Source organism: Bacillus sp. JJ1122 (genome assembly GCF_036964885.1).
In the GTDB taxonomy this organism is placed as follows: Bacteria; Bacillota; Bacilli; order Bacillales; family Cytobacillaceae; genus Mesobacillus.
This window is the reverse complement of the sequence record NZ_JBALQL010000022.1, coordinates 61,379-84,233: the sequence shown is the minus strand read 5'-3', so window position 1 is coordinate 84,233 and position 22,855 is coordinate 61,379. Positions and strand designations below refer to the sequence as shown.

The following is a 22,855-nucleotide window of genomic DNA, read 5'->3' as shown; positions in this document are numbered from 1 at the left end:
TTTATACTTTCTTATCTTATAAAAAAAACGAAACACAAATATGTGCTTCGTTTTTAAATATTTATTAATTTTCCAGCTGCTGAACCTGGAACAATCGGTAGTAGCCACCTTGCTTTGCCATTAACTCATCATGGCGGCCAACCTCTACGATTTCTCCATGCTCAATCAGCACAATCCTGTCGGCATGTGTGATTGTGGAAAGACGGTGTGCGACAATGAAAGTGGTCCTGTCCTTGGCAAGCTTCTCGATGGCTTCCTGAATAAGGTGCTCACTTTCAAGGTCAAGTGCAGAGGTGGCTTCATCCAGGATTAAAATCGGCGGATTCTTAAGAAAGACTCGGGCAATTGCCACACGCTGTTTTTGACCTCCAGAAAGCTTGACGCCCCTTTCCCCTACTTTGGTCTCATATCCTTCAGGTAAATTCATAATAAATTCGTGGGCATTTGCGGCCTTTGCCGCTTCAATTACTTCCTCATCGCTGGCTCCTGGTTTACCCAGCAGGATATTTGATTTAACCGATTCACTGAATAAAATATTATCCTGTGCAACCATGCCAATTTTATCGCGCAGAGAACGGACCTTAAACGACCGAATGTCTTGTCCATCGAGCAGGATTGCTCCTTCAGTAACATCAAAGAATCTCGGAATGAGGCTGACAAAGGAAGATTTCCCCCCACCGCTCATTCCTACAAGGGCAATCGTCTCTCCTTTTTCCACATCAATGTTGATATTCTTAAGGACCGTTTCCTCACCCTCATCATAAGCAAAGCTTACGCTGTTAAAAGAAATATCGCCATGGACCTTTTTTAGCTCAATTGCATCTTCTGAATCCTTGATATCATATTTTTCATCCATGAATTCGAATACACGGTCCATTGAAGCGATTGACTGGGTCAATGTAGTCGAAGAGTTCACCAGCCTGCGGAGCGGATTGTAAAGCCTGTCGATGTAAGCAATGAACGCAGCCATTTCCCCAATGCTCAGACTTCCCTGGAGAACCTGATAGCCTGAGAAACCTATAACGAGAAGCGGAGCGATATCCGTGATCGTATTGACCACTGCAAATGCTTTGGCATTCCAGCTTGTGTGCTCTAAAGCCTTTGTTAAAAAATTCTTATTCTGGCGGTCAAATTGAGTCTGCTCATAATCCTCGATTGCGAAGCTCTTAATGACAGAGATTCCTGCTACCCGTTCATGCAAGTAGCTTTGTACCTCAGCAAGTGCCTGTGAACGCTGCCTCGTAAGCTTTCGCAGGTTACCGAAAAAGTACCTGACGGAAAAAGCATAAAAAGGAAACAGGATTAAAGAAACAACGGTCAATTTCACGTCCATCGTGAACATGATAGCAGCCGCTATCATTATAGTAGCAACATCAAGCCACAGGTTCATCAAGCCGGTCACGACGAAGGTTTTCGTTTGCTCAACATCGTTAATCATTCTTGAGATAACCTCGCCTGCCCTAGTATTCGAATAATACTTAAAGCTGAGGCGCTGCATGTGTGTAAACAGCCTGTCTCGTATATCATAGAGAATTTTGCTTGCTGTCCATTGGGCAAAATATTGGCGGTAATATTCAATCGGCGGACGCAGCACAACAAAAACGACGATCATGATGCCCATAACCCAGAGAAGCTTGTCCGTTTTCTCTGTTTTACTTAATGTGTCGTTGGCAATGACGTCATCAAGGACAAATTTTATTAACAATGGTATTAACAGTGGGATAGCGAATTTAAGAACCCCTATAATGATTGTTCCAATAATCTGCAGCCGATATGGCTTTACGAATTTTAAGTATCTGCGGATGCTGCCCAATTTTGTTCCCCCTTATGAAGCCTTACCCAGCCTTAATTGCGAAACAAAAACCTGTTGAAACAAATCAACAGGCTGCTTTGTCTATCCTGATTGGTTAACGACGATAAGTTAAATACCGTTCATAATAAGTATCGATAAAGTCAGGCGCAAATGGGCCTTTCCTCTGCCTGATCCAGCGTTTCAGCTTTTCGACATTGTATTTCAGGATCTTGTCAATCACATCAGGATATTGCATTTCTTTACGATGGCGCTCATATTCATCTTCATCAAGCAAATTAAATGTCATGTCAGGAAAAACTTTAATATCGAGATCATAATCAATATATTTCAGCGCTTCTCCATCAAAAATAAATGGAGAACTAATATTGCAATAATAGTACACGCCATCTTCCCGAATCATGCCTATAACGTTGAACCACAGTTGAGAGTGGAAGTAACAGATTGCAGGCTCTCTAGTAATCCAGGTTCTTCCGTCAGACTCCGTCACGACTGTCCGGTCATTCCCGCCAATCACAAGATTCTGTGTTCCTTTTAAGACGGTGGTTTCTTCCCAGACTCGATGGATGTGCCCATTGTGCTTATAACTATGGATTTGGACAGATTCACCTTCGATGGGTACGCCCATGTTCTTCTCCCCTACTTTCCTTTCCCGGAAACTTTGCAACCTATCAATGTATATTTATCTAGAAAAAATTGAAAAACGACAAAAGGCAACAAAGAACGATTCCTATTTTTTATTATTATAACGGTTAATGGAAGAATTTAAAACAAAAGAGCCACCGATTTACAGCGATGGCTCCCTAAAATTGATATATTTTTATAAATTAGTGAACTTTTCTGAAATGATTGATTAATAATAGACTCTCTTGAGTGCTTTTTATCGAAAAGTCACCGCTAATTCCTGATACGTATGGATAACTTCTTCTGTTTGTTTTTCAAACATCCGGTGGATCTCTTTCAGCTCCTGCTTCTTCCGGTCAATCTCCACGCGAAGCTCCTCAAGCTCAGCATTTTGCTTGAGAGCATCCAGCTGCTTTTCGATTTCCTGGCACCGCTCTAATTCAGACTGCAGATAAAGAAGCTTTTCCATTGTTTGCATTTGTGTAGAGACCAATTCGTTAAACTTATCCATGCTTTTCCACCGCCTGTAAAAATTTATCTTCCTAATGTATTCGGTCAGGCAGAGGGATTTCCTTTGACTAGTTATGTAGAGTATTCAGAACATTTGTCGAATGAATTAATGAAAAGATTTTTAGATGAAATTCTTTTCTGAGTGTTATTAGAGGATTTCTATTGAAAAATTGAAAGTCGGATCAATTTTGAACTGTTATTAGAGGACTTCTCATGACCATTCGAGTATGAAAAATCGAGTTGAGCGGTTCTCGGAGGATTTCACATGACCACTAGCATGTGAAAAATCTGGTTGAATGGGTTCTCGGAGGGCTTCTCATGACCACTCGCTTGTAAAAAATCGGGTTGAGTGGTTCTCGAATGCTTTCTCATGACCACTCGCTTGTGAAAAATCAAGTTGAATGGTTCTCGGAGGGCTTCTCATAACCACTCGAGTTTGAAAAATCGAGTTAAATGGTTCTCGGAGGGCTTCTCATGACCACTTGCGTGTGAAAAATCGAGTTGAATGGTTCTAAGAGGATTTCTCATGACCACTCGTCTGTGAAAAATCGGGGATGTGTGGTTCTCGGATGGTTTCCCATAACCACTCGCTGGTGAAAAATCAAGTTGAATGGTTCTAAGAGGATTTCTCATGACCACTCACGTGTAAAATTCGGATTGTGTTGTTAAAAGAAGGTATAGGAAAAGGCACTCTTCGAATAAAGAGTGCCTTTTGTATAGGTGATCTTAGCTCTGTTGGCCAGAGTTTTGACCTTTTTTAGCTTCTGCTTGCTGGTTTTGTTGACGTACTTCTTGAGCGTTTGTTTCGCTAGCGAACTCAGTGCCGTATTGTCCTTGTGCGCCTTGTGCACCTTGTGCAGATTGAGCGTTTTGTTGTCTCACCTGCTGAATGTTTGTACCAGCTTGAGATTGATTAGGTTGTTTTGCCATTGTTATCACCTCCACGAATATTAATTTAACCAACCGTGGAGTGAGCTATCCGATTTTTTTATACCAAATTCAACCAATAATTATATTTATACTAATAATGAAATTCCTCCATCGACAATGATTGTCTGGCCGCGAATCATACTGGATTCATCTTTTAAAAGGAACATCACTGCATTGACCATGTCTTCAATCTCGACCATTCTGCCCGCAGGAGTTTTCTCTCTCGCTTCAGCGAGCAGTTCTTCCCTGTTTGGGAAGTGTGTCAATGCTTCTGTATCAACTGCACCGCCAGAAACAGCGTTAACTATGATATTTTTACGGGCAAGCTCGACAGCCAGGTAACGCGTCAATGCTTCAAGCGCTGCTTTCGATACACCTACCGTTGTGTAGTTCTCCAAATAGCGAATCGATCCTAAAGAACTGATGCTGACGATTTTACCGCCGCCATTCCTCTCCATCAGCTTTGCAGCTTCCTGGGCACAGAACAATAGCGCCTTGCTGTTGATATTCATTGTCCAGTCCCAATGTGATTCCTCGAGTTCCATTGCCGGCCTAAGCACACCTGATGCAGCATTATTCACAAATACATCAAGCCGGCCGAATTCTTCATCAATTTGTTCGAACATCGTCTTAATCTTGCTCACATCACCGACATTTGCTTTAACAACAAGAACCTTTCTGCCAAGCGCTTCTATTTCCTCAGCAGTTTCTTGTGCGGCTTTTCTGCTGCGCGCATAATTGACGACAATGTCATATCCTTCTTTTGCCAATCTAATTGCTGCAGCTTTACCGATTCCCCGGCTGCTTCCCGTAATCAATGCAACTTTCTGAGTCATAAAAAATACCTCTCTTTATAATATTTTTAACCTCTTATGTAAAATAGCAGCAAAATGCTCCTGCTTAGCCACTCAATAAATGAGGCCGCGCATTCATTGTTTTGTTTTGTTTCATTTTAGCTTTTTCAGTTATATATGACAATGTCGAGGTCCTCTATCTGTTTGATAAAATCCTCCGAATCTGAAAACAATAACCATAGGTTAATTACACTTGAAAGGATGATCCAAATGTATGTAGGCCGCGATATGACCGAATTGTCCATGATGTCAAAAACAGATTGGAAGGAAAGTGAACTTGCTTACTTCCACCATTCCCTTCAGCAAATGGTTCCTTATTTAAATGTTGAAGGCCAGTCAATCCACAGAGAAATCATTGAAGAAATTGAACGAAGAGGCGGCTTGAACCGGCATGAAGCTGATTATACCCATGGCACTAAGCAAATTTTTGACTAATAGCAAAACATAACTCTATTTCGCAATGCAGGACGTGCGATAAAAAATAAAAAGGCTGCTAACTCTATGGTTAGTCAGCCTGTTTGTATTCCAGATACTGCTTAAGCATCTTTTGGTAGGGTACCGGGAAAGCAAATTCTTCGATTTCATTTTCGGAAACAAGTCTTAATTGTGACGTTTCTTTGATTTCCCCTGTAAAACTCCCGCTGTACACTTGGATATTCCATATCAAATGCGAAAAAACATGATCGATCTGCCCTAGAGAATCTTGAACTTTAGGCATTATTTCATATTGTTCCTGAAAATGCTCTGCAAGTTGGTCACGCTGCCGCTGGAAATCAAAGCTAAGCTCGACAGTCGGAAACTCCCACAGGTTAGCAAGCAAGCCTGTTTCAGGTCTTTTGCGAATTAGGATTTTCCCCTCTTCATTTGTAAAAACTCCAGCAGCAAGCTGCACATTTCTCTGTTTCTTCTTTTTAGCTTTTACCGGCAATTCAGTCTGGACTCCTTCATGAAATGCCTGGCAATGTTCTCTGACCGGACATAGCAAGCATGATGGAGATGTAGGAGTGCAAATAAGAGCACCAAGCTCCATCATGGCTTGATTGAAGTAGGAGGGGTTTTCGTGAGAGATCAGTTCTCTCACAGCTTCTTCAAAAATTTTTCGTGAGGACGGTTTGGCGATATCATCCCAAATCAGCAAAATACGGGACAATACTCTCATAACGTTTCCATCAACAGCTGGTTCCGGCAAACCGTAGGCAATGCTTAGGATGGCACCAGCCGTATATGGGCCGACTCCCTTTAATGAAGAAATCTCAGAAGGTGAATCCGGAACTTTACCACTATATTTTTCATGTACTTCCCTGACAGCGGTTTGCAAATTGCGTACCCGGGAATAATAACCAAGACCTTCCCAGGCTTTCAATACCTTTTCTTCATCAGCATTTGCCAGCGCTTCAACCGTTGGAAAATGTTCCAAAAATCGATTAAAATATGGAATGACGGTATCTACTCTCGTTTGCTGAAGCATGATTTCAGATACCCACACTTTGTAAGGATCCTTATCTTTTCTCCATGGCAAATCACGCTGCTCACTTGCAAACCATCCTATCAAGTCATCCTGAAAGGATTTTATATCCATTTTATCTACATTTTTCTTGATGTCTTTTGCCACTTTTGTTCCTCCAAGTGTTAAACATTCCGGAAATTTGGGAATATAATATTATCGTTTCTGTTTTATGGCCATGAAACCAATTCGTTCAAGCCCGCCAGGCACAAAGTCTTCAAGGCGGCCGAATACAGAATGGCTCCGGGAAAGACGTAATTTTTTCATTGCATGGTAATGTGCCTCAGTCGGTACATAGAATGATTCAATGAACATATTCCGTTGTTCCGACTGGCTGTATGAAAACATATCTGCCTCAAACTCAGGGAGCATATCAGAAATTTTATCGATAGCCTCACGATATTGGCCAAGCAGACTTTGTTTTACCTCATACTGGATAATCATTTGAATCATGCTAGACAGCTCCTTTATGAAAAAATATTGATCGCAAAGGGCAGACTGCTGAATATAGCCCTTTAAAAGTAAACTATAATTTCTATTGTGACAAGAACTTTTAACTACCTATACCTTCATCAAACTAAAAAATCTTTTATTAGGAGGGTGCAAGATGGATACCGGAACCCACGTTGTCATGGGATTTGCGCTTGGCGGAATAGCAACGCTCGATCCTGCAGTCAGTGAAAGCACCGTCACTGCCAGCAGTGTCTTAATCGCGACACTCATCGGCTCACAAATTCCAGATATAGACACAGTATTGAAATTAAAAAATAATGCAGTTTATATACGGAACCACCGTGGAATAACCCATTCGATCCCCGCAGTGCTTCTTTGGCCGCTGCTGATCACTGGGGTTATATACGCTTTCCATCCTGGAGCAAATTTGCTTCATTTATGGATTTGGACATTTCTCGCTGTTTTCCTTCATGTTTTTGTCGACATATTTAACGCATATGGAACTCAGGCTCTAAGGCCTTTTTCGTCGAAATGGGTCGCTTTAGGAGTAATTAATACGTTTGATCCAATTATTTTTGCGGTTCATGTTGTCGGATTGTTCCTATGGGCATTTGGTGCTAACCCTGGTTACACTTTCCTGACCATTTACGCGATACTTGTTTTTTACTATATATACCGCTTTATTGTTAAACACCGGGTAAAACAAGCTGTTATCAAAATTGTTCCCGATGCCACCGACATCATCATCGCCCCTACGATGCGATTCAACCAATGGAGAGTGGCTGTGATGAACAAGCATCAGTTCTTTGTCGGCCGTGCTCAAAAAAGCCACGTGAGGATCCTGGATCAATTTAACCGTGTTCCTGTTCCCGAAACACCAGTTCTTAAAGCGGCTAAAAAGGATAAAAACCTCTCAGCCTTCCTGTCATTTTCACCAGTTTATCGCTGGGAATGTGATGAATATGATGATTACTACGAAGTAAGATTCATCGACTTGCGCTATCGCAGCAATGGGCACTATCCATTTGTAGCTGTCGTGAATCTCAGCAAGGAATTAGGAATTTTAAGCTCCTATACAGGCTGGATTTACAGTGAGGAGAAATTGAGGAAGAAGCTAGAGTTCATTCCTGGTGAAGGATGATTTAATAATAAAATCCCCGGCAGACTGATAGTCTTCCGGGGATTTTTGTTTGGACGAATGGTTGGAACAATAATGTGTGGCGGTTTCCTTCGCTTTAATTATTCCAATGACTCCTGTTGGAACAATGGAATAATCGGTTTGATCCTTGTATTGTTCCAATGATCCTTATTAGAACATTGGAGTGGCCTTTTTACAACCTTGTTTGGTTCCAATGAAGCTGATTGGAACATTGGGGTGGCCATTTTTCAACCTTATAATGTTCCAATGACCCTTATTGGAACATTGGGTTGGTCATTTTAATCCTTGTGTTGTTCCAATGACTATCATTGGAATTGCATGAGCTTTTTTTCAATCCCGTAATGCTCCAATGAACAATTAATGCAAAAATGCAATGGTGATTTCCTCAAAACACATTAATTAGGTTTTGACTGTTCAGATTCTTCCTGACCCAATAAATGTTTATATTTAGGATTCCTTGCGACAAATTCATGTAGCTGGGAACCATAATGTTCAATCCACTGACGGACAACCTTTTCAGTCATTTCACTGCCCATATATTTATGGCCAGCTTTTGCATAGGTTGCCTCAAAGTCACCCCATAAGAGCTCGACCCATGTTAAAGCCTGATCAAAAGTAATATCGCTGTTTTTTTCCAAAAGCAGATTGGCTAATCGTTCATGAAATTCATGCATGTTCTTCACCCTTTGCCAATTTTTATTATAGTTATGCTACCTTTATGTTTGTCCAATACTATAGATGCGTGCAGCTTTTTGGCATACACGTAATTTTACCCGTCACGGAGGCCAATATGCGAAATAAAGTAACCAATTTCCCTAACCAGAACAATAACAAGTTTGAGGGCGAGCCTCGCGCAAAAGCAGAATATGCCTCAAAAAGGGCTGACGGCACCATCAATACTCATCCGCAGGAACGCATGTATGCTTCTTCACACCGTGAGGATGATACAACTGCAGCAATAAAGGATCATTAAAGTAAACAAGCAAAACCGGGAGTTACTCCTGGTTTTGCTCCAATCTTACCAAAAGAGAAATGGGCAGCGCTTCTTCGTTTCCTTCACCACTTAAGCGTGCTCCCCAGGCAAACACTCCATTCATGTAATCAATCTTGAAGTAAGAGCCTGGATCTCCCTCAATCTGATATATTTCTCCTGGTTTGAAATCATCCGGATTTATCATATAGGATTTGGCCATGGCGATTTTGCGTTCATATACGGCTAGCTCGCTCGCCATTCCCATTTGCTCAGACTTTCTCGCCTTATCACGAAGGCTTGCGATTTCCTGGTTCAATTCATACTCTGTCATCTCACTGTAACGTTTTTCTCTGCTCATATCTTTCACTCCTGGATTGTTCTTGCTTTTAACATTCGATTTTTTGATATATAACTAAATTATAGCATGTTATCTTAAGGAGGCTACCATGAAAGCGATCATCATGACTGGAGCAGGCTCAGGCCTTGGAAAAGAACTCTCTCTGCTTTTGGCCAAGCAAAACTACCATATGATTTTATCCGGAAGAACCGAAGATAAGCTAAAAGACGTTCAGGCTCAAATTGAGCAATCAGGGGGGAGTGCAACAGCCCTTGAGCTTGATATCCGAAATTTGGAGGATGTAAAAGAGAAGGCTCTTCTCCTTAGCAGGAAGCACGAACTCTACGGTCTCGTCAATAACGCTGGGATTGGGTATTTTGGTCCTTTCTCTGAAATCTCCGATCAGGAAATCGAGGGGATGTTCCAAACCAATGTATACGGAACAATCCAAATGACAAAAGCCATCCTGCCATATTTAGAATTGAACAAGGACGGTATTGTACTGAACATCGTATCCACTGCCGGACTGCGAGGCAAGAAGAATGAAGCTGTGTATTGCTCAAGCAAGTTTGCTGTGAGAGGCTTTACCGAAAGTATGCAGAAGGAATATGAGGGAACAGGAATCCGTTTTGTTGCAGCTTATATGGGCGGAATGGATACTCCATTCTGGGAAGGCAGCGATCATATAGATGATCCTTCACGATTCAGGACTGCTGCAGAGGTTGCAGATATTATTATTAACAATCTCGAAAAGGATGAAATTGTGGTAGATTCAAAAAAATCATGACAATTGTCATGATTTTTTTATTCCTCATTTTCCTTCTCTTCTATGAATTCATCGATTAATTCCATCGGGAATCCTTTCCGATATAAAGACATTTTCATTTTTTGTCTATATTCCCGGGCAGGAAGCTTCACATGTTTATTATGGAGTTTTTCTCCTTGATATCGTAGCGCATCCATTTCACTGTCATCTTCTTTTTCCACTTCTGTTTGCTCCAACGCTGCACGGATTATAGGGAAGGCATACCCTTTCCTTTGCAGCATTTGTTCAATTTTCTGCTTCAAAATCCTCGAAGAATCCTTCTTATTTTTCATGGCATATTTTTCACTGAGCTTTATGGCTTTTTCAAGCTGGGCATCAAATGAAACCTCATCCACTACCTTGGAGATGATATCTGGACGTATTCCCTTTTCCTTTAATTCCTTTTTCATAACCTCTGCTCCTTTATCCGTTGTATTGATTTGTGTCCGGACATAGGCAAGGGCAAAATCCTCGTCATTTAAAAATTTCAAATCATGCAATTTGTGAATGGCTTCTTTTATAACAGGCTCTGCCACTTCTTTTTTCTTCAGATGATCACGTACTTCGGCTTCGGATCTCATCCGATGTGCCAGATAGTTAATGGCCGTATTATAAGCCTTGCGGATATCATCCTGGAAAAGCATTTCTGTGACGGCAAAATCATCAAGCTCCATCCCTTTTTTCAATTGATATTTAATGAGAACATCTTCATCTACACTGAACGCATACTCTTCACCGCGGCCACTGTCGGTAAAAATACTATACCGGTCCTTATTATGTTTCTGAACGGAGATTTTCGAAATAATTGGCATGTGGTTTCACCTCTCAAGCACTTATTTAGCAAGAATAATTTCTTCCACTAATCCTAATACCAACTTTAACATATCAAAAGAAGGTTTATCATGCGATAGGAAGTAATATATAAAAGTAGTGGACGTTAAGGGGGAATAATAATGAAAATCGCAATTTCAGGAGGTACCGGTCTTGTCGGCAAAGCATTAAGCCGTGAATTGATCCACAATGGCCATGAAGTGATGATTTTAACTCGGACTAAAATAAATTCCAGCGCAAATCCTCAATTTGTTCAGTGGCTCAATGACGGCGACCAGCCTGAGAAAGCGCTCGAAGGGATTGATGCAATCGTCAACCTTGCTGGTGCTACAATCAACAGCAGATGGACTGATGATTATAAACGGGAAATACTTGAAAGCCGGCTTCGGACTACATCTGAAATGAATCGGATCATTGAAAAATTAAAGCTGAAACCGGAAGTCCTTATCAATGCGAGCGCGGTTGGTTACTATGGTACCTCTTTGACTGAAGAGTTTTCGGAGCAGTCTGCTCAAGGACATGATTTTCTTGCTGAAACTGTTGCTCGTTGGGAAACAGAGGCCAATGCGGCCAGTGAATCAGGAGTACGTGTTGTACTTTGCCGTTTTGGCGTTGTTCTTGATAAAAAAGGCGGTGCCCTGCCCCGCATGGTTCTACCATATAAATTATTCGGCGGAGGAAAAATCGGGTCAGGAAAGCAATGGCTATCCTGGATCCATATCAAAGACGTTGTCGACGGTATTATGTTTGCAATTGAAAAGAAACAGTTAGCAGGTCCGGTTAATTTTTCCGCTCCTGAACCAATTAAAATGGATCAATTCGGCAAGACACTGGCAAAGGTGATCCAAAGGCCACATTGGATGCCGGTCCCTTCTGTAATGCTAAAACTCCTTCTAGGAGAAATGAGTATTCTTGTGCTAGAAGGCCAGCGGGTACGGCCAGAAAAACTGCTAAGTGCTGGCTACGTCTTCCGTTTCCCTCATTTACAGGGAGCTTTGAATGATATTTTCGACAAATAAATCCGTTTAATCCTTTTCAAGAAGGAGATACTGCTAAAGTAAAACATTTTGAAAGGGTGGACAAAATGGACAAAAAGAAAAAGGAAAAAGCTAAAAATACTTTATCAAGCATGCAGGAAGTTACATACAGCCGTGAATTCAAAAGGGCAGATCGGGCGGCCGGCTACTCAGCTGGAAAGAGATATTAGGCATTAAGAAGACACATATGGCAAAACCTAAAAGTACGGAAATGATCATTTCCGTACTTTTTCAATTTAGAAAGGGGTTTTTCGAATGGGACGTTCCAGAGGACAAAAATCACGTGGCAAAAATAGCGCATCACTTCCACAGGTTCCTAAAAACATGAAATCAGATGGAATCGATGTTGAATTCAATCGTGAGCTTGCCGACCAGGCCGACCTTGAAGCATTGGCCCGCTCAAAAGCTGCTGATGGACGTGCGAAAAGAAAAATGAAATAACCCTGATAAGAAAAGCGCAAGCGCCTTGGTCAGCCCCGACAAGCGCTGGAGGGCCTGACAGTGAAGTCGCTTTTTGACTTCATTGGCAGGACCGAAGCGACTCGAGGGGCTAGGCGCTGGAGCTGGACAATTCTCGAAGTGAATTTTATGCTTTCTAGTCATAAAACAATCAAAAGCAGGATCCATTTGGATCCTGCTTTTGATTTAAGGGAGAGGGGGAATGTTTCATCAGCTAGGAAGAGAAAATTATGTGAAAAACTTCACTAACTTTCGATAAGTTCAATATACTCCTTTACACCATTTTTAACAATTGAATTCACTAATTGTTCAATTTATTTTTTTGATATTCTTTACTGCTCCGATACATTATCCACAGATCTGTGGATATTGTGAGTAATTTTATGATCAGCTATATTTTTCAATGCTTGGCGACCTAATTTTTAACTTATGTGTTTTCATGTGGATAATGTGGATAAACCTGTGGAGCAATTGTAAATCCAAAGTTTACGTTGTTGATAACTGTGAGGATAAAAATTTCAGCAATTTATTTACCCACCCTTTTCAGGAAAAAAACTAGTGATTTTCCCTTTAAATTGATGGAATGTGAATAAATAAGGTTCTAAATTACACATAATAAACCCAAATAAAGAAACTGATCCACTTGGAGGGATTACACCATGGCTAGAAGAAATAAGATTCTTGTACCTGAAGCAAGACAGGCTTTGGATCAATTGAAAGCGCAGGTAGCCGGCACGATGAAACCAGAGGATGCCAAATTTGAAACAGCTAAAGAGGTTGGTATCCCTTTAAACAAAGGGTATAACGGAGGCCTTACCACCCGCGAGGCTGGAAAAGTCGGCGGCAAACTTGGCGGCAATATGGTTCGGGAACTCGTAAGATTAGCTCAGCAAAACTTAAATAATAAATAGAAATATCGATGCTGACAATTTTATGACAGAAATCACAGTTGACAGCAGCTGGAAAATGAACTATAATGAATAAGCTTCGCCAATAAAGAAGTAACTTGAAACACATCGATTAACAATGTAAACAATTAATGGCGTTCTGCTTTTATTTTTAGGTAACAACTTATTCACACTGGATCGGCTTCGGAGCCGTTAGGATGCAAGAGAGGTAGGGCTTGCGTCGTTTAGGTTTAAAAATGGTCAAGTGGAATTTTGTACCGCGGCACAGTTTATAATTGACGTATAATATACATCTTGTGGAGTAGCAAGTTACTCGAAAGCGAACCGTAGCCGGTTCGCTTTTTCTATTACATTTAAACAGCCTATTGGGATCAAACCCGATAGGCTGTTTTTTAAATCGCGCTATTAATGTCATTTTCATTATTAAAGAGTGTGTTTTTGAATGATGGCAATACAATCGTGACTTCAGTTCCAACACCTAACTCACTTTTATATGAAATAATTCCGCCCATTGCTTCAATGATTTTTATAGACACTGAAGTTCCAAGCCCTGTTCCTTTATCTTTCGTTGTATAAAATAAGGTTCCCAGCCTGGCAATCTGCTCACTGTCCATTCCCTTTCCATTATCGGTAATCGTTATGTATGATTCGTCCCCGATCGTTCTCTGAACGATGGAAACTTCTCCACCTTCATCTGTTGCTTCCACTGCATTCTTTATGATGTTCACAAGTGCCTGTTTCAACTGATTCCGGTCTGCCTTCACAAACACTTCCCATTCAAGTTTCACATTGATTTGGACATTCTCCTTTGCGGCAAAGGCTTCAAGGAGAATGGATACCTCTGTGATAATTTTTGCCAATTCTGCATCTTCCAGTTTTTCGAATTGTGGCTTGGCAAAATTCAGGTAATCATTGATGATGGCTTCTGCACGTCCGAGCTCCGTCAGCACGAGGCTGAGATAATAATAATTATCTCCTTTTTCTTGTTTATGCATCATCTGTAGAAATCCTTTAACAACCGTAAGTGGATTGCGAATTTCATGGGCGATCGATGCCGCGAGTTCGCCAAGGGTATTCAGTTTTTCAGCCCGCAATATTTCTTTTCTCATTAAATTTTTTTCGATTATGGATTCATTCAGAATAGCGGAAATCCAAACTGCAAAAACTTGAATCACACCAAAGATAGCGACATTCATCATCAACTTGTTTGTATTCTCCGGAGAGGCACCATTTGTAAAAACATGTATCACCAGGATAGTAAGCATCGCAAACGCAGGCCAAAACCCAACAAACACCGCTGTCCTTATTCTCGTTTTTGCCTCATGCTTCCAAAACTTTTTCATAAAGATAACCGGGACGATTACTGCGAAAAAGCCACTTGCATACCCAAGAAGGATCTCTCCCCCTAAAAATGTCCTTGTGATCAGATACGTAGCCAGCACCACACCACCGGCAACAGGGCCTCCATATAAAAAGCCAAGAACTAACGGAACATACCGTAAATCCCAATACAGTCCGCCTTCTTCGTATGAAAACACCAGACAAAGAAAAACAGAAACACTTTGAAGAATCCCACATAAATAAGGAGATTGTCCGAGTTTTTTATTTTCCGAAAGGATGCTATTAATAAAAATTGGCATAAGAATGATCAATAAGTCTAGCAGCAGTTTCTCGGCAAGCATCTGATCTACTCCATTCGAAGTGGTGTTTTTATAAAAATACGACAAACTTTTCACTAATCCTCTATTCCCCGGGAAATTTGTCGCATTTCCACCTTTGATTTCTCATGGATTATCGTAAAAGAAAAGGAGCCCTAAGGCTCCTTCTCTACAAATTTATTAATGTTTTCTTTTCCAACTGGCTTGTATATAAGCCATGATAGAAACCTTTTTGTCCTAGCAGTTCCTCATGGCTGCCTTTTTCTATGATGTGTCCACTTTCAATTACAATAATCTGGTCTGCGTTCTTGATTGTATTCAATCTATGGGCAATGATGAAGGTAGTCCTTCCCTTCATCAAATGCTGAAGTGCTTCCTGGATTTTCAGTTCTGTGATGGTATCGATGCTGCTCGTTGCCTCATCCAAAATCAAGATGGATGGATCAGCAAGGATTGCCCTTGCAATTGAAAGCAGCTGTTTCTGACCCTGACTGATCCCCGCATCGTCCTGCTTTAATTCTGTATCATATCCTTCTGGCAGCCTTGTTATAAAAGAGTGTGCATTTGCAGCTTTGGCCGCTTTTTCGACTTCTTCGTCGCTGGCGTCCAACCTTCCGTATCGTATATTCTCCCTTATACTCCCTTGAAAAAGAAAGGAATCCTGAAGAACAAAAGCCATTTGCTGGCGAAGGCTTTCACGTTTTATTTTTCTACTGTCGTGACCATCGATTAGAATTGAACCACTATCTGGTTCATAAAAGCGAGAAATCAAATTGATGATGGTGGACTTCCCTGCTCCTGTTGGCCCCACTAAGGCAATGCTGTCTCCTGGGTCTGCCTTGAATGATAAGCTGGAAACAGTATCGCCTCCCTTTTCATAAGAGAAGCTTACCTGTTTGAATTCTACCTTCCCTTTAATTTCTGGAAGAGGAGCAGCTGCATTCTCATCGATGGCTTCCTCATCAGTATCAAGAATGTCAAACACCCTGTCAGCACCGGCTACTGCTGACAGCAAGGTGTTGAATTGGTTAGACAAATCATTCAGCGGCCTTGTAAACTGCCTTGCGTATTCAGTAAAAATGACAATGGTTCCGATCGAAACCATATCTTTCAAGGCAAAGTAGCCTCCTACGGCAGCCACGAGAGTAAAACTCAGGTTATTCAGCATATTCATCAATTTAGGAATGAAACCAGTAAACGTTTGTGCCCAATATCCTGATTCCTTTAATTCCTTATTTTTTATCCTGAACTCTTCAATAACCTTATTTTCCTGCGAAAAGGATTTAATGATCTTTTGACCGGAAATCGTTTCTTCAATGTAGCCGTTCATTTCACCGAGCCTGCGCTGCTGCTCTTTGTACAGTTTGCCAGTCCGATTCGTAATCCATTTCATCCCCAAGAACATGACAGGTACGATTACCATAGTAACAATCGTCAGGAGCGGGCTCAGCCAGATCATGACGATAAGAGTCCCGACTAAGGTAAGCAAACTGGAGAAAATCTGGATTACAGAAGAATTGAGGGTGGAGCTGACGTTTTCTATATCATTTGTGACCCTGCTCATCAGTTCCCCATGCTGGCGTTTATTGAAAAAGTCTATCGGCAGTTTATGAAAATGTCTGAAAAGCTGCTTCCTCATTGTATAGACAGTCTCTTGTGCAATTCCAATCATCCAGTAGCTTTGCAGCCACAAGCTCAGAGAATGCAATATATATACAGCGGCGAGTCCCAATAACAGCCAGATGAACCCTTCAGTTGTTTCTTTTGCCAGGTATTCATCGATGCCCCAGCCAATCAGAAATGGTCCAAGGAGACCAAGGCCAGAGCTTGCGAGAACCATCAAAAGGACCAGCATAATTAAGCTTCGGTGATCTGCAAGATAAGACCAAATCCTTTTAACGGTGGAGCCAAGACCAATCGATTTTTGTCTTGCATCTTCCTTCACATTGCTTGATTTCTTTTTTAACACTCTGCCTTCACCTCCCCAAATTGGGATTCATAAATTGCCCGATAAAGCTGGGAATGTTTTAGTAAAAAGTCGTGGTCTCCAGCAGCGGTTAAAGTGCCTTCTTCCAGCAGAAGGATTTTGTCCGCCTCTTTAGCAGTACTGATCTTCTGAGTGATAATAATTGTTGTACATTTGTATTTACTGACAGCATCTAGCAGCCTCGCTTCTGTTTTCAAGTCAAGTGCACTCGTGCTGTCATCAAGCAGCAAGATTTTTGGTTTTTTGATCAGTGCCCTGGCGATTGACAAACGTTGTTTTTGTCCGCCAGAAAGGTTAACGCCCTTTTGTCCTAAAAGTGTTTCGTACTTGTTAGGAAGCTTTGCAATCGTTTCATGGATTTGCGCATTACTTGCTGCCTCGATCATTTCATCAGACGTCGCATCTTCTTTTCCCCATGCCAGATTTTCCTTAATCGAGCCAGTGAACAATAGTGCTTCCTGCGGCACATAACCGATTTGCTCCCTGAGGGTTTTAAGCTTCAATTCTTTTATATTGCGGCCGTCAATCCTGACTTCTCCCTCCGTTACATCGTAAAGGCGAGGAATAAGCTGGAACATGGCAGTTTTACCAGCCCCTGTGGCACCCAGGACTGCCACCGTTTCACCCGATTCAATAGTAAACGTTAGATTTTGCAGGATCGGAATCGTCGTGTTTGGAAATTGGAAAGACACATTTTTGAATTGTATTTTCCCATTTGTTATTTCATTTTCAGCGATGCTATCGGCACTGTCCTGTAAATCAATTTCTTCGTTCAACACTTCCTCCACGCGCTCAGCAGATGCTCTTGAACGGGATAACACCATGATGATCCAAGAAAACATGGAGAAGGCAGTTGTAATTCTGGCGGCGTAGTTCACGATTGCGACTACCTCACCAACTGATACCGTTCCTTTCAGTACCTCTATTTTTCCAAACCAAAGCACGGCTATGATACTCATATTCATGAAAAGCAGCAGAATCGGAATCGTGGCTTCTATTACTCTTAGCGCAAAAACCGTTTTGTCCCTGAGATTATTGTTTGCACTTTCAAACCTTGTGCCTTCATAGTCACCTCTGTCGAAAGCCTTTATCAGCCTCATACCGACAAGGTTTTCTCTCATGACGCTATTCACCTTATCAAGGCGTTTCTGGACATTTTTAAATAATCCAGCTGCCTTTGTCATGATCCAGATGAGGAATACTAACAGCGGGGGCATAATGACAGCGAAGGCGAGGGCCAATTTTACATTGACAAGCATAGCCATGACAATTCCGCCAATGACCATAAGCGGGGCACGCATTGCAATCCGCAGGCTCATGAAAACGGTATTCTGCAACTGTGTGACATCGTTCGTTATTCTCGTGATCAAAGAAGATGCAGGGAAACGGCTGAAATTTGTGAAAGAAAAAGACTGGACCTTGCCAAAGAGCTTCTCCCTTAAATCAAATCCAAAGCTCTGGCCAGCATGAGCTGCGATAAATGAATTTGTAATGCCAGATGCAAAAGCCAGCAGTGAAAGACCGAGCATGACCCCTCCGTATTTGATAATCGTGTCCAAATCCTTCTCAACGATTCCTTCATCAATAATTTTCGCCATTAACAGCGGCTGCCATAGCTCGACCGCCAGCTCTATTAGCATTAAACTAAGTGCAGCTGCAATCGGAATGCGGTATGGTTTTATAAAAGAAAAAACTTTCATGAAGTAAAGCCCTCCAGTAAATAACACCTATAATTATTTCGCCCATCGAATTTTCATATCTTTTATCATACCTTGTTTGGGGAATTTTTTGAATTGAAAGATAAAAAAAACGGCCCTTTTTTCAGGGCCGGTCTGCTCCACTCTTTCTGTAGAGTAAATATGAATACAGGTAGGGGGTGATCACCGTAATTGCGATAACTGCGAAAAAGACGGTTTCCTTCCAAAAGGCAGGCACAAATGTGGCAGCTATCATTACAAGGCCTCCGAAAAAGAAAATTTTAGAGGCAGCCCGGTGTGTCTTTTTCCAGACTTCATCACTGCTCAGTGTCCAGGGATTGCGAATGCCTATGAAAAAATTAGACCGGATCTGAGGCATGTAATTCCCTAAAACCATGAAGATGATCCCGACGACCAAAGGACCCATGGTTGCGATCGGCACATCATAACCCGCGGCATTAAAAATGATAAATAGATTGATAACAAAAAAGACACTGAGAAGAACATTCATCATGATGTTATAACTCTTTGAAAAATATTGGTAATTTAATTTACGCGGGTCTACTTTAGGCAGAAAAGCCATTGAGACATAAATCAGCACCATGATGCCCAGTGTGGAGAACATTGCATTAATCTTGGCAGCAAAACCATCTGCTTCACCAGTTAGATTCCAGTGGATCGGAACCTGGTCCGGGAGCTTAGGGTAGGTGATTATCCAGGCCATCATCATCAAGCCAATCAACGTTAAAGGTAAAAAATGCTTTCTCATATTATTGATCCCCCTTTTTATCGGTAAAACTGAATGCCCAGCTGATTAACTCCTGAAAAACCGTAATATTCAGTGAATAAATAATAAACTGACCTTGCTTTTCATCCTGGACCAGACCGGCATGCTTCAGCAATTTAAGATGCTGGGAAATGCTTGGTTTTGAAATATTGAAATGATCTGCAATTTCTCCTGCTGTTAAATCTTTTTCCTTTAAAAGGTCTAAAATCTTTCTTCTAGTTGGGTCTGATAAAGCTTTGAATGCCTCATTCAAAGTATGAAGCCTCCTTGTATAATACTTAGTTTAGATATTTAGTTATTTAACTAAATAATAAAATAATTATTAGTGATTTTCAACCATAATATAGAAAATAAAGTAATTTTTTATGCAAATAAAATAACCTGAAGCAAAGCTCCAGGTTTTCAAATTTACATACATTCATTTTCCACGGTGTGTATCAACTTTTTCAATAGCTCTACCGAATTGTCCAGAGAGAGAGAATAATACCGCTGTGTGCCCTTTTGTTCGATTGCCACAATATTCTGTTCACGCAGGATTTTTAAATGATGGGAAATGGCCGGCCGCGATAAAGTTGAATGCTCTGCAATGTGGTTAACACTTAAACTCTCGTGCTCAGCCAAAAGCAATATGATATCCTGCCTGGCTGGATCACTTAAAGCAGTAAAGAGCGGTATACACGAACGAAAAACTTCGATTGCTTGTTCCCCCATTGAACGATCTCCTTTATTCTTCTTTTTCCAATATTAAAACGCAGTTATGCCTCTTTCGCAACATATTTGGCTATTTTAGCTGCTAAGCTTCTTGGAAGGAATTTTGCGGCATACGCTCCTAGTTTGTTCGTGCTGCCAGTGATGACTACCCGCTTTCCAGATAAAAGTGCTCGATATCCTTCTTCAGCTACTTCTTGTGATGACATCGCGCCGCTGAACATTTTTGTCTTTTCAACATTGGCAACGGAAGCAAAATTCGTCTTTGTGGCTCCCGGGCAAAGCGTGGTTACTGTTACATTCGTATCAGTCAGCTCTTCAGCCAATGCTTCTGAAAATGACAGAACGTACGCTTTCGTTGCATAGTAAACCGCCATCAAAGGACCGGGCTGGAAAGCAGCAGTACTGGCAACATTAAGAATTCTTGCTGCATTCGAACTATTTTTCATTTCAGGTAAAAAGTAATATGTCAATTCAGTAAGTGCCGTGATATTTAATTGAATCATTTCCGATTGTTTGCTAATTTGCAGGTCCTCAAATTTACCCATTAACCCAAAACCTGCATTATTCACTAATGTATTAATCGTAATACCAGCAGCTTTGACTTCCTCAAAAACTTCTTTGGCCGCATATTGCTTGCTTAGGTCTTTTTCAATAACAGTAACTTTTGTATTTGAGTAATGACTCTTTATCTCTTCCATTTTCAATTTATTCCGTGCTACCAGCACTAAATCATACCCATCGGCAGCAAACATCTTTGCAAATTCATATCCTAAACCGCTTGTTGCTCCAGTGATTAAAACTGTTTTGTTCATTATTGAAATACCTCCTGATTTTCCCCAAACATTTAGATATTTAAACGTTTAAGTGTTTAAGTGTTTAAGTGTTTAAACATATAATATATTAAATGCACTTCACATTCAAGAATTAAATTTTGATGAAGGCTGTTTTCGTAACATTTCTTGCTTTAAATATGTTGATTTAAAAAAGTCTATTTATACAAAACAACCTCGACCAAGCGTAATGTTATTAGAAAAATAATCAAGTTAGGAGTGATTGGAATATATTTTGGACATTTCATGATGGTTGGCTTCATTAGGATTTTCGTTTTTGCATCGGCTAAGATTCTATTCCCAATCTCCTCACCAAGAGCACAAAAAAACCGGCCGCAAAATGCGGCCAGTCCTTATTGCTTATGATTTCTGCGCCAGATAGTCCTTTAACTGGTCGCGCAAGGCTCTTTTCAGGAATTTACCAACTGAAGTCTTCGGGATTTCTTCCATAAAGATGATATCATCTGGGAGCCACCACTTGGCAAATTGCGGTGTGATGAAATCGAGCAGTTCTTGTTTATCGACTCGATCCTTATACTGTTCCTTCAAGACGACGCAGGCAATCGGTCGTTCCTGCCATTGCTGGTGCGGAACGGCTACGACGCTCGCTTCGAAAACCGCTTCATGTGCCATCAATGCATTCTCTAAATCAACTGACGAAATCCATTCTCCTCCGCTCTTAATTAGGTCCTTGGTGCGGTCAACGAGCTTGATGACGCCTTCTTCATCAATGGTTGCTACGTCCCCAGTGTACAGCCATCCGTCCTTGAACGCGTCATTAGAACGTTCATCCTTATAATACTCATCAGCAATCCATGGCCCGCGAAGCAGGAGTTCACCCATTTCCTCGCCGTCCCATTTGACTTCTCCATTGCCGCCGATTACTTTCATTTCCAGGCCTGGCACAAGGAGGCCCTGCTTCGAGCGGATGTCGAGGATTTCATCCTCGTCCAAGCCGACCTGATAGCTTTTCAGGCGTGATACAGTGGCCAGCGGAGTCGTCTCGGTCATGCCATATGCGTGAAGGAACGGAATCTTATATTTCGTTTCAAAAGCTTTGATCATTCCCCGCGGTGCAGCTGAACCTCCGCAGACGATGGATCTTAAGGAAGTAGTATCATAGCTTCCATTTTCGAGCTCGTTCAACAGGCCGAGCCATATAGTCGGAACCCCAGCTGTAAAAGTAACTTTCTCCTGTTCGATCAGCTCTGCCAGCAGCTTTGGCGTAAACAGCGGCCCAGGCAGCACCTGAGTCGATCCGAACCAGGTCGCGGCGAACGGCAGCCCCCAGGCATTGGCATGGAACATCGGCACAACTGGAAGGACGACATCCGTTTCCGATAGTGCAGCAGTATCTGCCAATCCAAATGCGAAGCTGTGCAGCACAATTCCTCTGTGAGAGTAAACTACACCCTTTGGATTCCCTGTCGTGGCCGATGTATAGCACATTCCAGCCGGATCATTTTCATCGAGATCCTTAACGAATTCAAAATTCGGGCTGGCTTCACGGAGCAGGGCTTCATAGGAATAGACTGGCTCAAGCGTTGTTTCTGGAAGCTCATCCTTATCCGTCATGATGATATAGGCCTCTACGGTTTTAAATTGCTCCTTGCTCCGTTCAATCAACGGCAGCAAATCCTCATCTATTAAAAGAACCTTGTCTTCTGCATGATTGATAATATAAGAGACATGTTCCGGTGACAGGCGGATGTTGATTGTATGCAGCACCGCACCCATCCCCGGCGCAGCGAAGTAGACTTCCAGATGACGATGATGATTCCAGGCAAAGGTGCCGACCCTGTCTCCTTTGTTGACTCCGAGCTTTTCAAGGGCACTGGCAAGCCTGCGGGTGCGTTCGCCAATTTCCTTGTAAGTAAACCGATGGATTCCAGATAAGGTCCTTGAAACTACCTGTTTTTTCGGGAAAAACTTTTCTGCTCTTTCCAATAGTGATCCTACTGTTAGTGGAACATTCATCATACTGACATTTC

General features: G+C 41.6%; 25 protein-coding genes and 1 pseudogene. 8 read left to right on the top strand and 18 right to left on the bottom strand.

Annotated elements, in window-relative coordinates; all coding sequences use genetic code 11:
- Positions 1-64: 64 nt before the first annotated feature.
- From V7201_RS13040 to fabL, 5 genes are all read right to left on the bottom strand, one after another.
- Positions 65-1,813 carry an ABC transporter ATP-binding protein gene (locus V7201_RS13040; RefSeq protein ID WP_335377174.1) on the bottom strand — a complete coding sequence of 583 codons (1,749 nt, stop codon included), beginning with the start codon at positions 1,811-1,813 and terminating at the stop codon, positions 65-67.
- Positions 1,814-1,907: 94 nt separating this feature from the next.
- On the bottom strand, positions 1,908-2,438 hold the full coding sequence (gene ntdP / locus V7201_RS13035) for a nucleoside tri-diphosphate phosphatase (protein ID WP_335377173.1): 531 nt from the start codon (positions 2,436-2,438) through the stop codon (positions 1,908-1,910).
- Positions 2,439-2,690: 252 nt separating this feature from the next.
- Positions 2,691-2,945: a YgaB family protein gene (locus tag V7201_RS13030; protein WP_335377172.1), complete on the bottom strand. Its 255-nt coding sequence runs from the start codon at positions 2,943-2,945 to the stop codon at positions 2,691-2,693.
- A 725-nt stretch (positions 2,946-3,670) separates the two neighbouring features.
- Entirely contained in the window at positions 3,671-3,874 is a 204-nt protein-coding gene (locus tag V7201_RS13025; RefSeq protein WP_335377171.1) for a gamma-type small acid-soluble spore protein, read from the bottom strand.
- A gap of 86 nt (positions 3,875-3,960) precedes the next feature.
- Complete coding sequence (gene fabL / locus V7201_RS13020) at positions 3,961-4,710, bottom strand: enoyl-[acyl-carrier-protein] reductase FabL (RefSeq protein WP_335377170.1); 750 nt, start codon at positions 4,708-4,710, stop codon at positions 3,961-3,963.
- A gap of 228 nt (positions 4,711-4,938) precedes the next feature.
- Here fabL and V7201_RS13015 point away from each other — a divergent pair, with 228 nt between their 5' ends.
- Positions 4,939-5,163: a hypothetical protein gene (locus V7201_RS13015; protein ID WP_335377169.1), complete on the top strand. Its 225-nt coding sequence runs from the start codon at positions 4,939-4,941 to the stop codon at positions 5,161-5,163.
- 70 nt (positions 5,164-5,233) lie between these two features.
- Here V7201_RS13015 and mutY read toward each other — a convergent pair whose 3' ends face one another.
- Both mutY and V7201_RS13005 read right to left on the bottom strand, forming a co-directional pair.
- Entirely contained in the window at positions 5,234-6,307 is a 1,074-nt protein-coding gene (gene mutY, locus V7201_RS13010) for an A/G-specific adenine glycosylase (RefSeq protein ID WP_335377195.1), read from the bottom strand.
- A gap of 81 nt (positions 6,308-6,388) precedes the next feature.
- Positions 6,389-6,685 (bottom strand): hypothetical protein, encoded by a 297-nt coding sequence (locus V7201_RS13005; protein ID WP_335377168.1) that lies wholly within the window; start codon positions 6,683-6,685, stop codon positions 6,389-6,391.
- Between the two features lie 154 nt (positions 6,686-6,839).
- Here V7201_RS13005 and V7201_RS13000 point away from each other — a divergent pair, with 154 nt between their 5' ends.
- On the top strand, positions 6,840-7,826 hold the full coding sequence (locus tag V7201_RS13000; protein ID WP_335377167.1) for a metal-dependent hydrolase: 987 nt from the start codon (positions 6,840-6,842) through the stop codon (positions 7,824-7,826).
- A gap of 413 nt (positions 7,827-8,239) precedes the next feature.
- On the opposite strand, the gene V7201_RS12995 is transcribed toward V7201_RS13000, so the two are convergent.
- A complete protein-coding gene (locus tag V7201_RS12995) occupies positions 8,240-8,518 on the bottom strand; it encodes a YfhJ family protein (protein WP_335377166.1) in 279 nt (92 codons plus the stop codon).
- Positions 8,519-8,634: 116 nt separating this feature from the next.
- On the opposite strand from V7201_RS12995, the gene V7201_RS12990 reads away from it, so the two are divergent.
- Positions 8,635-8,817 (top strand): small, acid-soluble spore protein K, encoded by a 183-nt coding sequence (locus tag V7201_RS12990; RefSeq protein WP_335377165.1) that lies wholly within the window; start codon positions 8,635-8,637, stop codon positions 8,815-8,817.
- A 22-nt stretch (positions 8,818-8,839) separates the two neighbouring features.
- Here V7201_RS12990 and V7201_RS12985 read toward each other — a convergent pair whose 3' ends face one another.
- Positions 8,840-9,175: a YfhH family protein gene (locus tag V7201_RS12985; RefSeq protein WP_335377164.1), complete on the bottom strand. Its 336-nt coding sequence runs from the start codon at positions 9,173-9,175 to the stop codon at positions 8,840-8,842.
- 88 nt (positions 9,176-9,263) lie between these two features.
- Here V7201_RS12985 and V7201_RS12980 point away from each other — a divergent pair, with 88 nt between their 5' ends.
- Positions 9,264-9,941: an SDR family NAD(P)-dependent oxidoreductase gene (locus tag V7201_RS12980; RefSeq protein WP_335377163.1), complete on the top strand. Its 678-nt coding sequence runs from the start codon at positions 9,264-9,266 to the stop codon at positions 9,939-9,941.
- A 17-nt stretch (positions 9,942-9,958) separates the two neighbouring features.
- Here the strand turns inward: V7201_RS12980 and recX are convergent, their stop codons facing one another.
- On the bottom strand, positions 9,959-10,771 hold the full coding sequence (gene recX, locus V7201_RS12975) for a recombination regulator RecX (RefSeq protein WP_335377162.1): 813 nt from the start codon (positions 10,769-10,771) through the stop codon (positions 9,959-9,961).
- A gap of 141 nt (positions 10,772-10,912) precedes the next feature.
- Here recX and V7201_RS12970 point away from each other — a divergent pair, with 141 nt between their 5' ends.
- The 4 genes from V7201_RS12970 to V7201_RS12955 all read left to right on the top strand — a co-directional run bounded on the left by V7201_RS12970 (position 10,913) and on the right by V7201_RS12955 (position 13,197).
- Positions 10,913-11,809, top strand: a complete 897-nt coding sequence (locus V7201_RS12970) for a TIGR01777 family oxidoreductase (RefSeq protein WP_335377161.1) — start codon at positions 10,913-10,915, stop codon at positions 11,807-11,809.
- Positions 11,810-11,874: 65 nt separating this feature from the next.
- On the top strand, positions 11,875-11,997 hold the full coding sequence (locus tag V7201_RS12965) for a YfhE family protein (protein ID WP_335377160.1): 123 nt from the start codon (positions 11,875-11,877) through the stop codon (positions 11,995-11,997).
- Positions 11,998-12,082: 85 nt separating this feature from the next.
- Entirely contained in the window at positions 12,083-12,268 is a 186-nt protein-coding gene (locus V7201_RS12960) for a YfhD family protein (protein ID WP_335377159.1), read from the top strand.
- Between the two features lie 677 nt (positions 12,269-12,945).
- A complete protein-coding gene (locus V7201_RS12955) occupies positions 12,946-13,197 on the top strand; it encodes an alpha/beta-type small acid-soluble spore protein (RefSeq protein ID WP_335377158.1) in 252 nt (83 codons plus the stop codon).
- A gap of 389 nt (positions 13,198-13,586) precedes the next feature.
- On the opposite strand, the gene V7201_RS12950 is transcribed toward V7201_RS12955, so the two are convergent.
- From V7201_RS12950 to V7201_RS12915, 8 genes and pseudogenes are all read right to left on the bottom strand, one after another.
- Positions 13,587-14,876 (bottom strand): ATP-binding protein, encoded by a 1,290-nt coding sequence (locus V7201_RS12950; RefSeq protein ID WP_335377157.1) that lies wholly within the window; start codon positions 14,874-14,876, stop codon positions 13,587-13,589.
- A 145-nt stretch (positions 14,877-15,021) separates the two neighbouring features.
- Entirely contained in the window at positions 15,022-16,821 is a 1,800-nt protein-coding gene (locus V7201_RS12945; protein WP_438825047.1) for an ABC transporter ATP-binding protein, read from the bottom strand.
- A complete protein-coding gene (locus V7201_RS12940; RefSeq protein ID WP_335377156.1) occupies positions 16,815-18,539 on the bottom strand; it encodes an ABC transporter ATP-binding protein in 1,725 nt (574 codons plus the stop codon). The genes V7201_RS12945 and V7201_RS12940 overlap by 7 nt, the downstream gene beginning before the upstream one ends.
- 121 nt (positions 18,540-18,660) lie before the next feature.
- Positions 18,661-19,305 carry an SdpI family protein gene (locus V7201_RS12935; protein WP_335377155.1) on the bottom strand — a complete coding sequence of 215 codons (645 nt, stop codon included), beginning with the start codon at positions 19,303-19,305 and terminating at the stop codon, positions 18,661-18,663.
- A 1-nt stretch (position 19,306) separates the two neighbouring features.
- Positions 19,307-19,582, bottom strand: a pseudogene (locus tag V7201_RS12930) (autorepressor SdpR family transcription factor); the annotation flags it as partial.
- Positions 19,583-19,731: 149 nt separating this feature from the next.
- Entirely contained in the window at positions 19,732-20,034 is a 303-nt protein-coding gene (locus tag V7201_RS12925; RefSeq protein WP_335377154.1) for an ArsR/SmtB family transcription factor, read from the bottom strand.
- Positions 20,035-20,078: 44 nt separating this feature from the next.
- Positions 20,079-20,846, bottom strand: coding sequence for an SDR family NAD(P)-dependent oxidoreductase (locus V7201_RS12920; protein WP_335377153.1), 768 nt, complete (start codon positions 20,844-20,846; stop codon positions 20,079-20,081).
- Between the two features lie 378 nt (positions 20,847-21,224).
- Complete coding sequence (locus tag V7201_RS12915) at positions 21,225-22,844, bottom strand: long-chain fatty acid--CoA ligase (protein WP_335377152.1); 1,620 nt, start codon at positions 22,842-22,844, stop codon at positions 21,225-21,227.
- Positions 22,845-22,855: the final 11 nt, after the last annotated feature.